Raw genomic sequence first — 17,266 nt, forward strand, 5'->3', positions numbered from 1 at the left:
CGGCGTCCTCCGTCGTCACGAGGTCAGCATCTGCAACGCCGTCCGGGTCTTCGTCTGCTGCGGTGCCGTCAGGTCGACCCCACGCTCGCTGAGGAACGCCTTGGTCTCGGCGGCCGCGGTGAAGGCCTCAGCCGGTGGGCACTTCGCGGAGAGCTCCAGCACCTGGGAGCCGTCCGGGTAGAACCACAGCTCGGCCACCAGCGGTCGGGGGTAGCCGTCCGCCGTGAACTTGAGCTTGAGGATGTTGAGCGGTCCGAGCACGCGTAGGTCGTCGAGCGCCACGTCGTCGGGAGCGCGCGCCGCGAGCAGCGTGCGCTGGCGCTTGGACAGCAGGTCGGCGATCGTCCCCCGACCGAGCAGCACCTCCCGGACCGCGGCGTCCTCAGCGGATGACCGCAGGCTCGCCGAGCAGACGAAGCCGCCCGGCATCGCGTCGACCTCGACCCCGAAGCCCCGCGCGCCACGCAGCTCGGGCCCGAGCGCCGCCGGGACCACCGGGCGGAGCTTGACCACGCAGTCGGCGTTCTTGCCCTGCACCCGCCGGGCCCGCACGACCACGCCGGCCCGGTCGAGCCGGAGGTCGTCGGTGTCGAAGTAGGCGACCTGGCGCAGCTGGGCGCGCATCGGGTCCATCCCGAGACGGTCCATCACGTGCCGTCGGCCGGCCTCGGGCACGGTCACCTTGAGCTCGACCGAGTCCGAGTCGGGCAGCAGGGTCAGGACCTCGCGCAGCTGGTCCGCGTCGAGCGCAGGCCCGGGCGCCGCGGCCCGGCTGGTGTCGTCGTTCGCCGGCTCCATCGTCCCCTGCCTCTCCGCGCCGCCTGATCCTGCAGCGGGACCGTGCCACGTGGGTGGTCGACCCCCTTCACCCGCAGCGGGTGAAGCGTCGTAGCGGGGTGCGGGAGAGGCTCGCCGGACCGGGTGCCGGCGGGGAGGAGGACGAGGTGGGTGAGTCGACCGCGTCGGCACCTGCGACCGGTCCGCGCCGGGTGCCGATCGTCGGACAGCTCCGCTCCTACCGTCGCGAGTGGCTGCGCGGGGACCTCGTCGCCGGTGTCGTCGTGGCCGCACTCATCATCCCGAAGAACCTGGGGTACGCCGGGATCGCCGGCGTCCCGCTCGAGAACGGCCTCTACGCCGCGGCAGCCGGTGCGCTCCTCTACGCCGTGTTCGGCAGCTGCCGTCAGATCTCGACCGGTCCCAGCTCGGGGATCGCGGCGGTCGCCGGGAGCGCGGTGCTCGCGACCGGCCTGACCGACACCGGCGACGTGGCGACCCTGGTCGCCGGCATCACGCTGGTGAGCGGGCTGCTCTTCGGTCTCCTGGCGGTGCTCCGGATGGGATGGCTGTCGCAGTTCCTGTCCAGGGCGGTGGTCACGGGCTTCCTCTTCGGGGCGGCCATCGACGTCGTCATCGGTGAGCTGCCCAAGCTGACCGGCACCGACGCCGAGGGCAGCAACCCGTTGCAGGAGCTCCGGTCGTGGATCTCCACGCTCGGAGACCTCCAGGCGGCCACCGTGGTCGTCGGTGCCGTCGCGCTCCTGGTCGTCTTCGGGCTGCACCGGGTGGCGCCCCAGGTCCCGGGCGCCCTCGTGCTCCTCGTCGGCGGGCTCCTGGCGTCCTGGGCGCTCGACCTGGGTGACCGAGGGGTGGCGCTGGTCGGCGACATCCCGCGGGGGCTGCCGTCCGTCGACGTCCCCGACGTCGGGCTGCTGCTCGACCACGGAGCCACCGTGCTCCTCGCCGCGGTGGCGCTGGTCATGATCGGGTTCTCCCAGACCGCGGGCGATGCCCGGGCCTTCGGTGCCAAGCACCACTACGAGGTCGACATCGACCAGGAGTCGGTGGCCCAGGCGGCCGCCAACATCGGGGCCGGGCTGGTGCACGGCATGCCGGTGTCGACCAGCCTTTCAGCGAGCTCGCTGAACGACCGGTCAGGTGCCCGGACCGGGCTCGCCTCGGTCACCTCCGGCGTCACGGTGCTGCTCGCGCTGGTCGTGCTGGCGCCCCTCTTCTCGGCGCTCCCGAAGCCGGTCCTGGCCGCCCTGATCATCGAGGCCGTCGTGATGGGGATGATGGACGTGACCGAGATGCGCCGTCTGCGCGCGGTCTCCCGGGTCGACTTCTGGGTGGCCGTGTCGGCGATCGTCGGCACGCTGGTCCTCGGGGTGCTGGCAGGCGTCGTGATCGGCATCGCCCTGTCGTTGCTGTGGCTCGTCCACGTCTCGACCCATCCGCGGATCTCGCGGCTCGGCCAGCAGCCGGGGACGTCAGTCTTCCGGGACCTCGACGACCACCCCGACGACGCCACGCACCCAGGCCTCGCGGTGCTCCGGGTCGACGGCGGCGTGTTCTTCGCGACCTGCGACGTGCTGCGTGACCGGGTCGGGAGCGTGCTCCTCGAGGCGCACGTCAGCAGCCTGGTCATCCACATGGCGGGCGTGAACTTCGTCGACTCCCAAGGGGCAGCGACGCTGTCGGAGATCGTGCGGATGGCGCACGACTCCGGGACGGATCTCCGGCTGGCCGCCGTCCGGCCGGCGGTGCGCGACGTGCTGGACCGGGACGGTGTCACGGACCAGCTGGGTCCGGACCGTCTCCACGGGAACCTGTCCGACGCCGTCGCCGCCGCCCTGGCCGCCCAGCCCGGGCGGCGCGACGGCTAGCCGAGACCGGCCTGCTCGGCCTCGGCCGACGGCTCGATGTCGGGCAGACGCATCATCCGCAGCGAGTTCACGAAGCCCAGGGCGCCGGCGAGGAGAGGCACGAGCAGGGCGACCTGCAGGGCGAGGTCCCGGGCGTCGTGGTTGATGGCGACGACCTCGGCCTCGACGTCCGCGGGCTGGCCGGAGATCTGCTCGGCCAGCTGGCTGTCGCTCATCACCTCGGCGTCGTCCTCCAGCGCGGTGGCGATCTGCTGCTGCTGATCGGGAGGGATGACGTCGCTGGACTCCGTCAGGTGGGTGAACCCCGCCGCGAGTGCAGCCAGCATCAGGCCGCCACCCATGGCGAGGCCGAACGAGAGCCCGAACGACCCAGCCGCGGAGTTCACCCCTGCGGCCTCGCTCACCCGCGTCGGCTCGATCGGCGCCAGCGTGTAGTTGTTGAGCTGGGAGACGAGGAGACCCAGGCCGACGCCGGTGACGACCAGGGGGAGGACCAGCCACCACCCGCTGTCGACGTGTGGCACGAGGGGGATGACGGCCCCGACGCCCAGGGTGGCCAGGAGGAAGCCGGCACGGATCACCGCCGCCGGCCGCCTGCGTCCCGCCCGCTTGCCCGCGACCAGGGCCGCGCCGAACATCGACAACGACAGCGGTGCCAGGGCGAGGCCGGCCTGCATGGCGTCGTACTCCAGCGTCATCTGGAAGAACAGCGGCAGCACGATCATCGCCCCGCCCAGCATGATCTGCTGGAGCATCTGGCCCGAGACGCCTGCGGTGAAGTTCGGGTGCCGGAACAGGTCCGGGTCGATCAGCCCCGCCTCCCCACGCCGCTCGCGGCGCAGCAGCCAGCGGGCCAGCCCGACGAGGGTGACTGCTCCGACGGCGATGGTCAGCAGGACGAGCTCGCCACCCTCCTGCCACACGAGGATGCCGAGCACCACCCCGCCCATGCCGACCACCGACAGGACCGCACCGACCACGTCGATCTCTCGGGAGCCCTCGTACGGCACGTCGCGCACGAGCCTGATCTGACTGAGGACGACCACGATGACGAGGAGCTCGAGGCCGAAGCCGACGCGCCACGAGAGGTACGTCGTCAGGAAGCCGCCCAGCAGCGGTCCGACCGCCGCGGCGATGGCCGCCGCGGCACCGACGAGGGCGTACGCCTGACGTTGCGCGGCGCCGGCGAAGTTGCCGTGGATCAGCGACTGCATGGCGGGGAGCAGCAGCGACGCTCCGAGGCCGCCCACGACGGCCCAGAACACCACCACCGCGAAGAGGTTCTGGGCCAGGGTCATGGCTGCCGCGCCGACGGCGTACCCGAGCAGGCCGAGCACGTAGGCGCGCTTCCGGCCGATCAGGTCGCCCACCTTGCTGTTGATCAGGATGAAGGCCGCGGAGACGAGCGCCTCGAGCGCGATCGCCGACTGCACCCCGCTCGCGGTGGTGTCGAGGTCGTCGATCACTGCCGAGATGGAGACGTTCATCAAGGAGGTGTCGACGACGAGCACGAACATCGCCATGGCCAGCAGGACCATCAGTCGCCGGTTGGGTGCCGCCTCGGCGTCGGTCCCCGGCTGCTCGATGGGCATGAGCGCCTCCCGTCCGAGCCGTCAGTCACGCTCGACCGCACCCTACCGACGCTCGCGGGTCAGCGCACCGGGGCGCGGCGGGGTCAGCAGGGACGTGCGCGGTACTCCCAGCCTGCTGGGATGCCGTTGCGGGAGGCTGCTGGTCGCCCCTCGGCGCGCCCGCGGTCGATCGCGCAGCGCAGCGCGGCGTCGACCGCGCCTACGCTCCGCCGGAGCTCGCGGGAGATCACCGACGGACGGACGTAACCGCCGTTCGCCGCTCGGACCCTGTCCCGCTGGAGGTAGCCGACGATCTCGTCGACCAAGGCGTCGCTGACCCGGACTGCCACGTCGGTGTCCTACCTCCCGGCCCGCGGTGGTAAACCCGAGTGCTCTCGCCGGTTCGCGGCCCGCCAAGGCCCAGCGGCTGTCGCGGGCGAGGCCTTTCGGCCCTCGTGGACCCGGCCGGCGCGGTCGCACGATGGCAGGTGGAGCGCACAGCGCGCCCCTGCGGCAAGGGGGTGGACGACATGACGTTCGGAGCGCACTCCGAGGTCGGACGGCTGCGCAAGGTGCTGGTGCACCGGCCGGGGCTCGAGCACACGCGGCTCACGCCGTCGACGGCGCACGAGCTGCTGTTCGACGACGTCTTGTGGGTGAGCCGGGCCAAGGCCGAGCACGACATGTTCTGCGAGGCGATGCGCGACCGCGGGGTCGAGGTGTTCCTGGCCGAGGAGCTGCTCGCCGAGGCGCTCGCGGACCCGCAGGCCCGCGAGTGGGTCGGTGACCACCTGCTCAACGAGCTCGAGGTCGGCGTCACCGCGGCGCCGCGGGCCCGGGAGTGGGTGACGTCCGGTGACGCCGCCGCGGTGGCCGACCTGCTCATCGGCGGGATCACCAAGGCCGACATCGAGCAGAACCTCGGCCTGGTGTGGGAGTCGGCGGACCCGACGACGATGCTCCTGCCCCCGCTGCCCAACTTCATGTTCCAGCGCGACCCGTCGTGCTGGATCTTCGGCGGCGTCACCCTCAACCCGATGACCAAGCCGGCCCGCAAGCCCGAGACGCTGATCATGGAGACGATCTACCGGTTCCACCCGATGTTCGCCTCCGAGACGTTCCCGGTCTGGTTCGGCGGCGCCGACCAGGGCTGGGGCCGCGCCCACGTCGAGGGCGGTGACGTGCAGCCGATCGGCAACAGCACCGTGATGATCGGCATGGGGGAGCGCACCACGCCGCAGGCGGTGCTGTGGATCGCCCGGTCGCTGTTCCGCGCCGGCGCGGCGCGTCAGGTGCTGGCCGTGCTGCTGCCCGCCTCGCGCAGCTACATGCACCTCGACACCGTCATCACCATGTGCGACCGCGACCTCGTGACGCTCTTCCCGAAGGTCGTGTACGGCGCGCGCACCTGGTCGATCCGGCCGGGTGGGTCCGCCGACGACCTGGTGATCGAGGAGCAGGCCGCCGACCTGCCCGACATCATGGCGACGGCCCTCGGTGTCGACCGAATGCGAGTCATCGAGACCGGCGGCGACTCGTTCGCCGCCGAGCGGGAGCAGTGGGACGACGGCAACAACGTGGTCGCGCTGGAGCCCGGCGTCGTCGTCGCCTACGAGCGCAACACCGGCACGAACACCGCGCTGCGCAAGGCCGGCATCGAGGTGATCACCATCGAGGGCTTCGAGCTCGGCCGCGGCCGCGGCGGCTCGCACTGCATGACCTGCCCCATCGAGCGCGACCCCGCGTTCTGAGGCCGGCGTCCACGAGAAGACGATCGGGAGACGACCATGTCCTACAACCTGAAGAACCGCTCCTTCCTCAAGGAGATCGACTTCGAGCCGGCCGAGCTGCGGCACCTGCTGCGGCTCTCCGAGGCGCTCAAGACCGCCAAGTACGCCGGCACCGAGCACCGGCAGCTCGCCGGCAAGGAGATCGCCCTCATCTTCGAGAAGACGTCGACCCGCACCCGGTCGGCCTTCGAGGTGGCGGCGTTCGACCAGGGTGCCCACGTCACCTACCTGGACCCCAGCGGGTCCCAGCTGGGGCACAAGGAGTCGATCGCCGACACCGCCGCCGTTCTCGGGCGGATGTACGACGCGATCGAGTTCCGCGGCAGCAGCCAGGAGGAGGTCGAGACGCTGGCGAAGCACGCCGGGGTGCCCGTCTACAACGGTCTCACCGCCGAGTGGCACCCGACGCAGATGCTCGCGGACTTCCTGACCATGCACGAGGAGAGCGGCAAGCCCTACCACGGCCTGTCCTACGCGTTCCTCGGCGACTGCCGCTTCAACATGGGCCGCTCGCTGCTGGTGACGGGTGCCCTGATGGGCAGCGACGTCCGGCTCGCCGGACCGGTGGGCCTCCAGCCGCCCGAGGACGTGCTGGCACTGGCCCGCGGCATCGCCGCCGGCACCGGCGCGCGGATCACCGTGACCGACGACCCCGCCGCGGCCGTCGACGGGGTCGACTTCGTGCACACCGACGTGTGGGTGTCGATGGGCGAGCCCAAGGAGGTCTGGCACGACCGGGTGGCGCTGCTGACGCCGTACCAGGTCAACAGCGCGCTCCTCGCCGCCTCGGGCAACCGGTCGGTGCGGTTCATGCACTGCCTGCCGGCGTTCCACGACACCAACACCGTCGTCGGCCGGGAGATCATGGAGGAGACCGGGATGACGGGTGGCCTGGAGGTGACCGACGAGGTCTTCGGCTCCGGCGCCAGCATCGTCTTCGACCAGGCCGAGAACCGGCTGCACACGATCAAGGCCGTCCTGGTGGCCACGCTGGCCTGAGCGTCCCGGCGGCCCGGGCCGTTCGCCTCTGGAGGGCCCGGGCCGCGGCTGCGAGGCTCGAGTCAGTCGCTGGTGGCCGGCGACCACCGCTGTGCCCGACCAGTGCGAGAAGGGTTCAGCCATGTCCGCTTCAGTCACGGCCCCTCAGAGCGAGCGCCGCGGAGCGACCGAGCACGGGTTCGGCCTGACCACCGCGATCGCGCTGATCATGGGCAGCATCATCGGGGTCGGCATCTTCAACCTGCCGACCTCCCTGGCGTCGTACGGCCCGATCACCTTGGTGTCGATGGGTCTGACCACGGTGGGCGCGATCGCGCTCGCGCTCCTCTTCGCCGCCCTGTCGCGCCGGATGCCCGCCGACGGTGGGCCCTACGCCTACTCGCGCACCGCCTTCGGCAACCCGCTCGGCTTCGCCAACGCGTGGTCCTACTGGATCACCGCCTGGGCCGGCAACGCCGCGATCGCCGTCGGCTGGGTCCTCTACGTCGAGGAGTTCGTCAACACCGGCCACAACCGGCTCTACTCGGTCATCCTCGTCCTGGTGGGTCTCTGGCTGCCGGCCTTCGTGAACCTCTCCGGCGTGAAGAACATCGGGCTGGTGCAGGTCGTCACCACCGTGCTGAAGTTCGTCGCGCTCGCCTTCATGGCGACCGTCGGGCTGTTCTTCATCAGCACCGCGAACTTCACGCCCTGGAACGTCAGCGGCGAGAGCGCCGTCAGCGCCATCGGCGGCGGCATGGCGATCGCCCTGTTCAGCTACCTCGGCGTCGAGGTCGCGGCCGTGGCCGCCGGCCGGGTGCACGATCCCGACCGCAATATCCCGCGCTCGACCATCCTGGGCACGCTGGCGACCGCCGTGGTCTACCTGCTGTCGCTGACCGCAGTGTTCGGCATCCTGCCGACCTCGGAGCTGGCGAGCTCGACCGCGCCGTTCTCCGACGCGGTCAACCAGATGTTCGGGGGGACCTGGGCCGGGAACGTGATGAGCGTCGTCGTCATCATCTCCGGGCTCGGGGCGCTCAACGGCTGGACGATGATCTGCGCCGAGATGCCCGCGGCGGCCGCGAAGGACGGGCTCTTCCCGGAGCGGTTCGGCCACCTGTCCGACAAGAACATCCCGGCCTTCGGCATCGTCGCCTCGACCACGCTGGCGTCGATCGCGATGATCATCAACTACCTCGGCTCGAACGGTGCGACGGTCTTCACCACGCTGGTCCTGATGACCGGCATCACCGCGGCGATCCCCTACGCCTTCTCGGGCCTCGCGCAGCTGAAGTGGCGCTTCGCCGACCACCGGGCCATGGAGACGCCACGGTTCGTCCGCGACGTCGTCGTCGCCGGCGTCTCGCTGGTCTTCTCGGTGCTGTTCATCTGGTACTCGCGCTACACCGGTGAGAGCTTCTGGATCTACTGGTCGCCGTTCCTGCTCGCGGGTGGGGCCCTGCTGCTCGGGATCCCCGTCTACCGCATGCAGCACGGGAAGATGACCCAGCCCGAGCCCGTGCCCGACTACCGCTAGGACCGGGGAGATGCGTGTCGTCGTCGCCCTGGGGGGCAACGCACTGCTACGGCGTGGCGAGCCGATGACCGCGGAGGCGCAGCGGGCCAACGTCCGGTCCGCTGCGCCGGGGCTCGCTGCCGTGGCGACCGAGCACCAGCTGGTGCTCAGCCACGGCAACGGGCCCCAGGTCGGGCTGCTCGCGCTCCAGGCCGCGGCCTACACCGAGGTGGCGCCGTACCCGCTGGACATGCTGGGTGCCCAATCCGAGGGGATGATCGGCTACGTCCTCGAGCAGGAGCTGGGCAACGTGCTGCCGCAGGAGACGCCGCTGGCCACCATCCTCACCATGGTCGAGGTGGACGGCGACGACCCGGCCTTCGGGGACCCGACGAAGTTCGTCGGACCCGTCTACACCGCCGACGAGGCCGACCGGTTGCGCAGCGACAAGGGCTGGACCTTCAAGCGCGACGGTGACGCCTGGCGCCGGGTGGTGCCCTCGCCGGAGCCCCACCGGATCTTCGAGATCCGGCCGATCCGCTGGCTGCTCGACCAGGGCGTGGTGGTCGTCTGCACGGGTGGCGGAGGCATCCCGACGATGTTCGACCGGCATGCCGAGCGCCGGCTCGTCGGCGTCGAGGCCGTCATCGACAAGGACCTGGCCAGCGGGCTGCTCGCCCGGCAGGTCGACGCCGACCTGCTGGTGATGGTCACCGACGTCGACGGTGTGTACGTCGACTGGGGCACGCCGGCCCAGCGCCGGCTCGACCGGGTCACCCCTGCCGAGCTGCGGGCGACCTCGTTCCCCGCCGGGTCCATGGGGCCCAAGGTCGAGGCCGCTTGCCGCTTCGTCGAGGCCACCGGCGGTCGCGCCGCCATCGGCTCGCTGGCCGACATCCACGCGATCGTCGCGGGCACGGCGGGCACCCAGGTCGCCGTACCTGAACCCTGACCCGGTCCGGACCGGTGCGGGCCGGTCAGCCGTCGGCGGCCAGCGCGAGGTCCAGGGCGGCGAGGGCGTGCAGGCGCGTCGTCGGCAGCACCGGCACCGGGCTGTCGGCGTCGCCGATGAGCAGCTCGATCTCGGTGCAGCCGAGCACCACGGCGTCGACGCCGCGGTCGACGAGCTCGCGGATCACGCCGCGGACCCGCTCGCGGGACGACTCCTCGACGATGCCGCGGCACAGCTCGTCGTAGATGATCCGGTGCACCAGCTCCCGTCCCGGCGCGTCGGGCACGACGACCTCGAGCCCGTGGGAGCGCACGCGGTCGGCGTAGAACGGCTGCTCCATCGTGAACGCCGTCGCGAGCAGCCCGAGCCGCTTCGCACCGGCCCGGTGCGCGGCGTCCGCCGTGACGTCGACGATGTGCACGAGCGGGACGTCGACGGCGTCCTCGACCTGCTCGGCGACCTTGTGCATCGTGTTGGTGCAGAGCACCAGCAGCTCCGCGCCCGCGCCCTCGAGCTCGCGAGCGCGAGCGGCCAGCAGCTCGCCGGCCTCCTCCCACCGGCCGTCGCTCTGCAGGCGCGCGACCGGTGCGAAGTCGACCGACGCGAGCACGCAGTCCGCGGAGTGGAGCCCGCCGAGCCGCGTCGCGACCTCCTCGTTGAGCAGCCGGTAGTACAGCGCGGTGCTCTCCCAGCTCATGCCGCCCAGCAGGCCGATGCGCTTCATGACCCGCAGCGTACGGCGGCTCACCGGCCCGACCGCGCGGCGACCGCACCCAGGGCGGCCGTCGCGACCGCGACGACCGCGGCAGCGCTGAAGGCCGCGGTGAACCCGGACCCGGCCGGTCCGGCCGTGAGCGCCATGGCGGTGAACGTCGCGGTGCCCACGGCGGCACCGACCTGCGTGGCGGTGCTGGCCAGTCCGGAGGCGAGCCCGGTGTGCGACTCGGGTGCTGCGGCGGTGAGGACCATCGTCGTCGGCGTGAAGCTCAGCGCCACCCCGGTCGCCACCAGCAGGAGGCCGGGGAGCACCGACAGCGCGTAGCCGAGGTCGTGGGGTGCCCAGGCCAGCCAGGTCTGCCCGACGGCGAGCACCACGAGACCGGCCACCAGGCTCCAGTGCGGGCCGACGGCGCGCAGGACCCTGGGCAGCAGGGTCAGGGACACCACGAACCCGGTCGCGGAGGTCGGCACCATCGCGAGGCCTGCGTGCTGGGGCGACATCCCGACCGCCTGCTGCAGGTAGAGGGCGACGAGGACGAACGTGGAGGCTCGGGTCGCACCCCCGGTGAGGGCGAGCACGACACCGGTGCCGAGCAGCCGGGAGCGGAACAGGCCGAGCGGGACCAACGGGTCGGAGGCTCGGCGCTCGACGGCGACGAACGCGACCAGGAGCGTGCCGGCCGTCGCGAACGCCAGGAGGCACTCGGGGCTCGACCACCCGGCAGCGGTGGCGGCGAGGGCGCCGTGGACCAGCGCGACCACGGCGCCGGTCACGCTCACCGCGCCCACCACGTCGAAGGGGCGTCGCGGCGCCCGCGGACTCTCGTCCAGGACGTGCCGCGCCACGAGCATCGCCGTGAGCGTCACGGGGACGGTCACGACGAACACCGACGACCAACCGAACGCGCCCACGAGCAGGCCACCGGAGAGCACGCCGGTCGCGCCCCCGACCGCCGAGGCCGCGCCCCACAGGCTCATCGCCCGCGCCCGCCGGGCGCCGGGGAAGGTCAGCACGAGCAGGGACATGGCCGCCGGGCTCAGCGCCGCCGCCCCGGCACCCTGGACGGCCCGGCCGACGAGGAGGGTCCACGGGCCGGGTGCCAGAGCGGCCGCCACCGTCCCGGCGGTGAACATGGCCGAGCCGGCGACGAACATCCGCCGGCGACCGACCAGGTCACCGACCCGGCCGAGGAGCAGCAGGAGGCCACCGAACGCGAGCACGTAGGCGTTGACCACCCAGCTCAGCGCGGAGAGCCCCAGGCCGAGATCCGCCCGGATCGAGGGCAGGGCGACGTTGACGATCGAGGTGTCGAGCATGACCACGAACTGCGCCGACACCAGCAGGGCCAGCGCCGCCGTGCGGCGGCGCCCGCCGCCCGGGTCGCCGGCGGGGTCGCCGGCCGGGTTGACCGCGGTCGGGACGGTCCGGGTGGGTCGGGGAGCGGTGCTGGTCGTCATGGCGGTCACCTGGGTGTGGGAGGGGCTGGCGGACCAGGCCACCGTCGCCCGGGACCGCACCTGCTCACACCGGTGGAACCGCCGGGTTCTGCTCCCGCCGACGTCCGGTCGCGCCCATCGGGCCGTGCGCGATGCCCGGGCGCCGACGGCGGACCTGGTGGTCGCCGGTCGGTCCCGCGCCCGCGTCGGTCCTGCCGAACCCGGTGATTTCGCCGGCGCGACCGGCCCGCGTCGCTCGGCACGCTGCTGCACACCGGCCATCGCACCTCGACGGCCCACCGCACCCACACCGATGACAGGAGCCACGATGTCCACCGAGCTGCACAGCCCGCCCACACCGGGCGGTCACCCCCACGGCCACGGCCACGGCGCCCACGGCCACCCCGCCCCCGACGTACCGGCCGGTGCCGACGCCCCCCGCCGGCCCTGGACGGTCCTGGCCCTCATGCTCGCCGCCCAGGTGATGGTGGTGCTCGACGTGAGCGTCGTGAACGTCGCGCTGCCCAGCATCGGCGCGGACCTGCACCTGTCCTCCGGCGACTACCAGTGGGCGGTGAGCGCCTACGTCCTGCTCAGCGGCGGGTTCCTGCTCCTCGGTGGCCGGATGGCCGACCTGTTCGACCGGCGCCGCATGTTCCTCACCGGCCTGACCGTCTTCACCCTCGGGTCGCTGGTGTCCGGGTTCGCCGGGTCCGCCCTCACGCTCGTCCTGGCGCGCGGCGCCCAGGGCGCCGGCGCCGCGATGCTCACCCCGGCCGCCCTGTCGATCGTGATGAACGCCTACACAGGCCGGCAGCGGGCGACCGCGCTCGCCCTGTGGGGCACGGTCGCCAGCATGGGGATCGCCGCGGGCGTCCTCTTCGGCGGGATCCTGACCACCGCGTTCGACTGGCGTGCGGTCTTCTTCATCAACGTGCCGATCGGCGCGGCCGTCCTGGTCGGCGTGCTGCGCCGGATCCCGGCGATGCCGCCCGCACCGTCGACCGGTGCCGGCACCGCCCGCCGGCTCGACCTCCCCGGCGCGGTCCTGATGGTCACCGGCCTGCTGAGCCTGGTGTACGCCGTCGAGTCCACCACCAGCCACGGCTGGACCGCCACCCACACGGTCGCGGCGGCGGTCGCCGCGGTCGTCCTGCTGGCCGGGTTCCTGCTCAACGAGAGCCGGGCCTCGCACCCGATCGTGCCGCCCGCGACCTGGCGGGTCCGCTCCCTCGTCACCGGCTCGGTCGTGATGGCCGGTGTGACCGGGGCCGTCGTCGGCGCCATCTTCCTCAGCTCGCTCTACCTGCAGCAGGTGCTGGGCTCGTCCGCTCTGGTCGCGGGGCTGCAGTTCCTGCCGCTCGCCGCGTTCATCACCGCCGGAGCCGCGGTCGCATCCAAGCTGCTGCCACACGTCGGCGCCAAGCACCTCGTCCTCGTCGGCCTGGTCGTCGCGGCCGCCGGCGCCTACGTGCTCTCGGCCATCGACGTCGACCCCTCCTACCTCACCGACGTGCTGCCGGGGTTCGCCCTGCTCGGCCTGGGCGTCGGCCCGATGTTCGTCGCGGTCTCGGTCGCGGCCATGGGTGACGTCCCCCAGGACCACGCCGGCCTGGCCTCCGGTCTGCTGATGACCGGCCACGAGATCGGGGCGGCCCTCGGCGTGGCGGCGCTCACTGCGGTCGCCGGCGACCTGACCACCCGCGCCGGCATCGTGGCGGGCACCTCCGACGCGTTCGTCGCGGTCGCCGTCGGCCTGCTGGCCCTGGTGGTCCCGGCCCTGCTGCTGCCGGCCACCGACCCGGCGACGGCCGGTGGGCACGGCCACGGCCACGGCCACGGCCACGGCCACGGGCACGGCCACGGCCACTGACGCGCGGGGCCGGCGCCGCAGCGCGCCGGCCCCGCCCACCCGGATCCAGCACCACACCACCACCCATCGATCACCCAGGAGGACCGGATGAGCACCACCGAGATCACCCCGACCACCCGCACAGCCGTCGACGTCGTCCGCGCCGGCGTCGACGACGCCCGCACCGTCCACACGCTGCTGACCGAGCTCGCCGAGCACGAGGACACGGCGTACGCCGTCGGCTCGACCGTCGCCGACTGGCGCCGGATGCTGGCGCGGCCCGACGTCCTCGTCCTGCTCGCCCGGGTCGACGGGGTGCCGGTCGGCTACCTCAGCGGCGTGCGCCAGCTGAACCTGTGGCTGGGCACCGACCTCTTCGCGATGGACGACCTCTACGTCCGCGACGGTGCGCGCGACCGCGGCGTCGGCAGTCACCTGATGGCCGAGCTCGCCGCGCACGTGGACGGCTGGGGCGGCGACCTCGTCGTCACCTGGGGTGCCCGGGACGACAACGAGGCCGGGCACCGGTTCTACCGGCGCATCGGGGCGACCCTGCGCACGAAGGTGGTCGCGGCCTGGCAGCCCGCTGCCTACCGCGAGCACCTGCGCGCGCAGCGGGCCGGCCGGCCGCCTCGTCGATGATGCGGCAGACCCCGCGCACGTTCGTCGGGTCCGTCGTCCTGCTGCTCGATGGACCGATCGACCCGGTCGCGGCGCGACGCGCCCGCGACCGGGTCGCCGGGCTTCCCGGCGTCCGGTCGTGCGACCTCGACCCGGGCTCGGGCAGCCTGGTCGTCACCGCCGTGCAGCCGGTCGACCGGTCCGACGTCCTGGACGTGGTCGGTGAGTGCGGGTGCCGGGTCCGGGACTGAGAGGCGGGGCCGGGACGTCCGGCCCCGACGCGGACCGTGACAACGGGCCGGCCGGAGGGCCGCCTGCACCTACAGTGGCCGTCGTGCTGCGGGGACGGGAGCAGGAGCTGGGCGTGCTGCGCGACCTGGCCGGGCGGGCCCGGGCCGGGGACGGCGCGGCGCTGGTCCTGCGAGGTGAGCCCGGCGCCGGCAAGTCCGCGCTCCTGCTCGCCCTGGAGTCCGAGGCCGCCGACCTGACTGTGCTGCGTACCCGGGGCGTGGAGTCGGAGGCGCCGCTGCCGTTCGCGGCCCTGCACCGGCTGCTGCGGCCGGTGTTGGGGCTCGTCGACGAGATCCCGGCACCTCAGGCCCGAGCACTGGGCGCCGCCTTCGGCGAGACAGCCGAGGGCGGTGGGGACCGTCACCTGGTCTTCCTCGCCACGGTGAACCTCCTGTCGGAGGCGGCCGACCGACGACCGGTGCTGGCGGTCGTGGACGACGCACAGTGGCTCGACGACGCCTCCGCCGCCGCGTTGCTGTTCGCCGCCCGTCGGCTCGAGGGCGAGCCGGTCGCCCTGGCGCTCGCCGTCCGTGCGGGGGAGGACCGCGGTCTCGACCTCCGCGACCTCCCCGTCCTCGCGGTCGAGGGGGTCGACGAGGAGGCCGCCGGAGCGCTCATCGCCGACCGGGTCGACCACCCCGTCGCGGCGGACGTGCGGGCCGAGCTGCTGGCGGCGACCGGAGGGAACCCGCTCGGTCTCGTCGAGCTGACGCGGGCGCTCACCGCCGACCAGCTGTCCGGCCGCGACCGCCTCCCCGACCGACTCCCTGTGACCGAGAGTGTCGAGCGGGCCTTCCTGGACCGCTACCGGCGGCTCGCCGAGCCGGCGCAGACCGTCGTCCTGGTCGCCGCGGCCGACGACACGGGCAGCACCACCACCGTGGTGCGGGCGGCGACGGCGCTCGGCGCCGACGCCGCGGCGCTCGACGCCGCCGAGGAGTCCGGGCTCGTCTCGGTCGACGGTGCCGTCGTCACGTTGCAACACCCCCTGGTGCGGTCGGCGGTCTACGGCGCCGCGACGAGCAGCCGGCGTCGCCGGGCCCACCGTGCCCTGGCCGACGCCCTCGCCGGCACCGCCCAGGAGGACCGCCGGGCCTGGCACCTGGCGGCCTCGGTGGCCGGGCCGGACGAGCAGGTCGTCGCAGCGCTCGACGAGACCGCCGACCGGGCCCGTCGGCGCGGGGGGCACGAGGCCGCGGCCGCGGCCTGGACCCGCGCCGCGGAGCTCACCGTCGACGCGCAGGCACGGGCCTCGCGCCTGTACGCCGCCGCTGCGTCCAGCCTGGCGGCGGGCCGCCCGGCCGAGACCGAGCGGCTGGTCCGGGCGGCGCTGGTCGACGCGGCCGACCCGCTCGTCCGCGCCGACCTCCTGCAGCTGCAGGGCCAGGTCGAGTGGAACACCCGCTCGGTCGACGACGGCTACCGGGTGGTCGTGGAGGCGGCCGTCACCGCCGCACCGCACGACCCGGCTCGGGCCCGGCTGCTGGCGATGCTCGCCGCCTCGCTCGCGGCCTTCGGAGCCCGGGCGAGCGACGTCCCGGACCCCGCGGACGTCGTCCCTCCGCCACCCGGCGACGCGCCGGCGGCCGACCGGGTGACGGGGTGGCTGCTGGAGGGGTTCAGCGCCGTGCGCGGCGGTGCCTGGGACGCGGCGGCCGACGCCCTGCGCCGGGCCTGGGGCACTCCGGTGGGCACCGGTGCTCCGGCCCTGCTGCAGAACAACCTCGCCATCGCGACCATGCACCTCGGCGACGACGAGCGGGCGATCGAGCTGCACGACCTGCAGCTGCGCGAGGCGCGCGACGCCGGTGCCGTGAACATGGTCGAGCACGCCCTGACCCGCGGCGCCGTGTTCCGGATCGCCACCGGCGCATGGGACGACGCGGTCTCGGCGGCGCAGGAGGCGGTCCTGCTGTGCCGCAACCTCGACCTCGACGAGCTGGTCGCGTTCCCCACGGCCGAGGTGGCCGTGGTCGCCGCGCTGCGCGGGTCCGACGACGCCGCGGCGCGGCTGGAGGAGCTCGAGCAGGTCCTGGCCGACCACCCACCGCGCGGCGTCGTGACCCGGCTGGTGATCGGGCTCGCGCACTGGGCGACCGCCCGGCAGGCCGGGACGCCGGACGCGACCGCGCTGCACCACCTCGAGGAGATCGACCTGCCGGTGCTGCGCGGGATGACCGCGATGGACCGGATCGAGACCGCCGTGCGGCTCGGCCGCGGGGAGGTGGCTGAGGAGTCGCTGGCCGAGCTCCGGCGCTTCGCCGACGGGACCGGCATGGCCTGGGCGCACGCCGTGGTCCACCACGGCCGGGCGGTGCTCGGCGGACCGGACGCCGAGCCGGAGTTCCGGCAGGCGCTCGAGTGGCACGCGCGCTCGCCGCGGCTGCCTGCCCGGGCCCGCACCCAGCTCGCCCTCGGGGAGCACCTGCGCCGGCACCGTCGCCGGGTCGACGCCAGGGTCCCGTTGCGCGAGGCACTCGACGGCTTCGAGGCGCTGGGAGCGGCACCGTGGGCGGAGCGTGCACGACACGAGCTGCGTGCCTCGGGGGAGACCGCGAGGCGGGGCGAGCTCCTCGTCGCCACCGAGCTGACCGCGCAGGAGTCCCAGGTCGCGGCGCTCGTGCGTCAGGGGCTGTCCAACAAGGAGGTCGCCGCCCGGCTGTTCGTCAGCCCGCGGACCGTCGACTTCCACCTGCGCAACGTCTTCGCGAAGCTCGGCATCTCCTCGCGCACCGAGCTCGTGGCGCTCACCCGGGACTGACCCCTCGACTGACCCCTCGACTGACTCCTCGACTGACCGGGGATCGAGAGGACGAAGCCCCGCCCGGGGTCGGGGGATGTGGTCCGGACGGGGTCTCGCCACTCTGTC

The 17,266-nt window shown here is 73.4% G+C and carries 14 protein-coding genes; 9 read left to right on the forward strand and 5 right to left on the reverse strand.

Going from position 1 to position 17,266, the window contains the following annotated elements:
• Window positions 1–15 precede the first annotated feature (15 nt).
• Complete coding sequence (locus tag ACILRH_RS19255) at window positions 16–798, reverse strand: hypothetical protein (protein WP_395695684.1); 783 nt, start codon at window positions 796–798, stop codon at window positions 16–18.
• A gap of 146 nt (window positions 799–944) precedes the next feature.
• Between ACILRH_RS19255 and ACILRH_RS19260 the strand changes: the two genes are divergently transcribed.
• Window positions 945–2,666 carry a SulP family inorganic anion transporter gene (locus tag ACILRH_RS19260; RefSeq protein WP_395695685.1) on the forward strand — a complete coding sequence of 574 codons (1,722 nt, stop codon included), beginning with the start codon at window positions 945–947 and terminating at the stop codon, window positions 2,664–2,666.
• On the opposite strand, the gene ACILRH_RS19265 is transcribed toward ACILRH_RS19260, so the two are convergent.
• Window positions 2,663–4,258, reverse strand: a complete 1,596-nt coding sequence (locus ACILRH_RS19265; protein ID WP_395695686.1) for an MFS transporter — start codon at window positions 4,256–4,258, stop codon at window positions 2,663–2,665. The two genes, ACILRH_RS19260 and ACILRH_RS19265, sit on opposite strands and share 4 nt — an antisense overlap.
• Before the next feature lie 83 nt (window positions 4,259–4,341).
• The gene (locus ACILRH_RS19270; protein ID WP_395695687.1) at window positions 4,342–4,587 is read right to left on the reverse strand and encodes a hypothetical protein; all 246 of its coding nucleotides are present in this window, start codon (window positions 4,585–4,587) and stop codon (window positions 4,342–4,344) included.
• A gap of 180 nt (window positions 4,588–4,767) precedes the next feature.
• Between ACILRH_RS19270 and ACILRH_RS19275 the strand changes: the two genes are divergently transcribed.
• From ACILRH_RS19275 to arcC, 4 genes are all read left to right on the forward strand, one after another.
• Window positions 4,768–5,988, forward strand: a complete 1,221-nt coding sequence (locus ACILRH_RS19275) for an arginine deiminase (protein WP_395695688.1) — start codon at window positions 4,768–4,770, stop codon at window positions 5,986–5,988.
• Between the two features lie 36 nt (window positions 5,989–6,024).
• The gene (argF, locus tag ACILRH_RS19280) at window positions 6,025–7,026 is read left to right on the forward strand and encodes an ornithine carbamoyltransferase (RefSeq protein ID WP_395695689.1); all 1,002 of its coding nucleotides are present in this window, start codon (window positions 6,025–6,027) and stop codon (window positions 7,024–7,026) included.
• A gap of 121 nt (window positions 7,027–7,147) precedes the next feature.
• Window positions 7,148–8,545, forward strand: coding sequence for an amino acid permease (locus ACILRH_RS19285; protein WP_395695690.1), 1,398 nt, complete (start codon window positions 7,148–7,150; stop codon window positions 8,543–8,545).
• Between the two features lie 10 nt (window positions 8,546–8,555).
• Window positions 8,556–9,476: a carbamate kinase gene (gene arcC / locus ACILRH_RS19290; RefSeq protein WP_395695691.1), complete on the forward strand. Its 921-nt coding sequence runs from the start codon at window positions 8,556–8,558 to the stop codon at window positions 9,474–9,476.
• A gap of 25 nt (window positions 9,477–9,501) precedes the next feature.
• Here arcC and ACILRH_RS19295 read toward each other — a convergent pair whose 3' ends face one another.
• Window positions 9,502–10,200, reverse strand: a complete 699-nt coding sequence (locus ACILRH_RS19295; RefSeq protein WP_395695692.1) for an aspartate/glutamate racemase family protein — start codon at window positions 10,198–10,200, stop codon at window positions 9,502–9,504.
• A 20-nt stretch (window positions 10,201–10,220) separates the two neighbouring features.
• Complete coding sequence (locus tag ACILRH_RS19300; RefSeq protein ID WP_395695693.1) at window positions 10,221–11,654, reverse strand: MFS transporter; 1,434 nt, start codon at window positions 11,652–11,654, stop codon at window positions 10,221–10,223.
• A gap of 307 nt (window positions 11,655–11,961) precedes the next feature.
• On the opposite strand from ACILRH_RS19300, the gene ACILRH_RS19305 reads away from it, so the two are divergent.
• From ACILRH_RS19305 to ACILRH_RS19320, 4 genes are all read left to right on the forward strand, one after another.
• Complete coding sequence (locus ACILRH_RS19305; RefSeq protein WP_395695694.1) at window positions 11,962–13,506, forward strand: DHA2 family efflux MFS transporter permease subunit; 1,545 nt, start codon at window positions 11,962–11,964, stop codon at window positions 13,504–13,506.
• Between the two features lie 87 nt (window positions 13,507–13,593).
• A complete protein-coding gene (locus ACILRH_RS19310) occupies window positions 13,594–14,127 on the forward strand; it encodes a GNAT family N-acetyltransferase (protein ID WP_395695695.1) in 534 nt (177 codons plus the stop codon).
• A complete protein-coding gene (locus tag ACILRH_RS19315) occupies window positions 14,124–14,357 on the forward strand; it encodes a hypothetical protein (protein WP_395695696.1) in 234 nt (77 codons plus the stop codon). Before ACILRH_RS19310 ends, ACILRH_RS19315 begins: the two co-directional genes overlap by 4 nt.
• Window positions 14,358–14,440: 83 nt before the next feature.
• On the forward strand, window positions 14,441–17,158 hold the full coding sequence (locus tag ACILRH_RS19320; RefSeq protein WP_395695697.1) for an AAA family ATPase: 2,718 nt from the start codon (window positions 14,441–14,443) through the stop codon (window positions 17,156–17,158).
• Window positions 17,159–17,266: the final 108 nt, after the last annotated feature.

Origin of the sequence: Nocardioides sp., from assembly GCF_044226765.1 — a bacterium.
GTDB lineage: Bacteria > Actinomycetota > Actinomycetes > Propionibacteriales > Nocardioidaceae > Nocardioides.

Coding starts and splice junctions, on each gene's coding strand:
- ACILRH_RS19265 (WP_395695686.1), bottom strand. CDS start 4,258: ATGCCCATCGAGCAGCCGGGGACCGACGCCGAGGCGGCACCCAACCGG.
- ACILRH_RS19295 (WP_395695692.1), bottom strand. CDS start 10,200: ATGAAGCGCATCGGCCTGCTGGGCGGCATGAGCTGGGAGAGCACCGCG.
- ACILRH_RS19305 (WP_395695694.1), top strand. CDS start 11,962: ATGTCCACCGAGCTGCACAGCCCGCCCACACCGGGCGGTCACCCCCAC.
- ACILRH_RS19315 (WP_395695696.1), top strand. CDS start 14,124: ATGATGCGGCAGACCCCGCGCACGTTCGTCGGGTCCGTCGTCCTGCTG.
- ACILRH_RS19255 (WP_395695684.1), bottom strand. CDS start 798: ATGGAGCCGGCGAACGACGACACCAGCCGGGCCGCGGCGCCCGGGCCT.
- ACILRH_RS19300 (WP_395695693.1), bottom strand. CDS start 11,654: ATGACGACCAGCACCGCTCCCCGACCCACCCGGACCGTCCCGACCGCG.
- argF (WP_395695689.1), top strand. CDS start 6,025: ATGTCCTACAACCTGAAGAACCGCTCCTTCCTCAAGGAGATCGACTTC.
- arcC (WP_395695691.1), top strand. CDS start 8,556: ATGCGTGTCGTCGTCGCCCTGGGGGGCAACGCACTGCTACGGCGTGGC.
- ACILRH_RS19285 (WP_395695690.1), top strand. CDS start 7,148: ATGTCCGCTTCAGTCACGGCCCCTCAGAGCGAGCGCCGCGGAGCGACC.
- ACILRH_RS19275 (WP_395695688.1), top strand. CDS start 4,768: ATGACGTTCGGAGCGCACTCCGAGGTCGGACGGCTGCGCAAGGTGCTG.
- ACILRH_RS19310 (WP_395695695.1), top strand. CDS start 13,594: ATGAGCACCACCGAGATCACCCCGACCACCCGCACAGCCGTCGACGTC.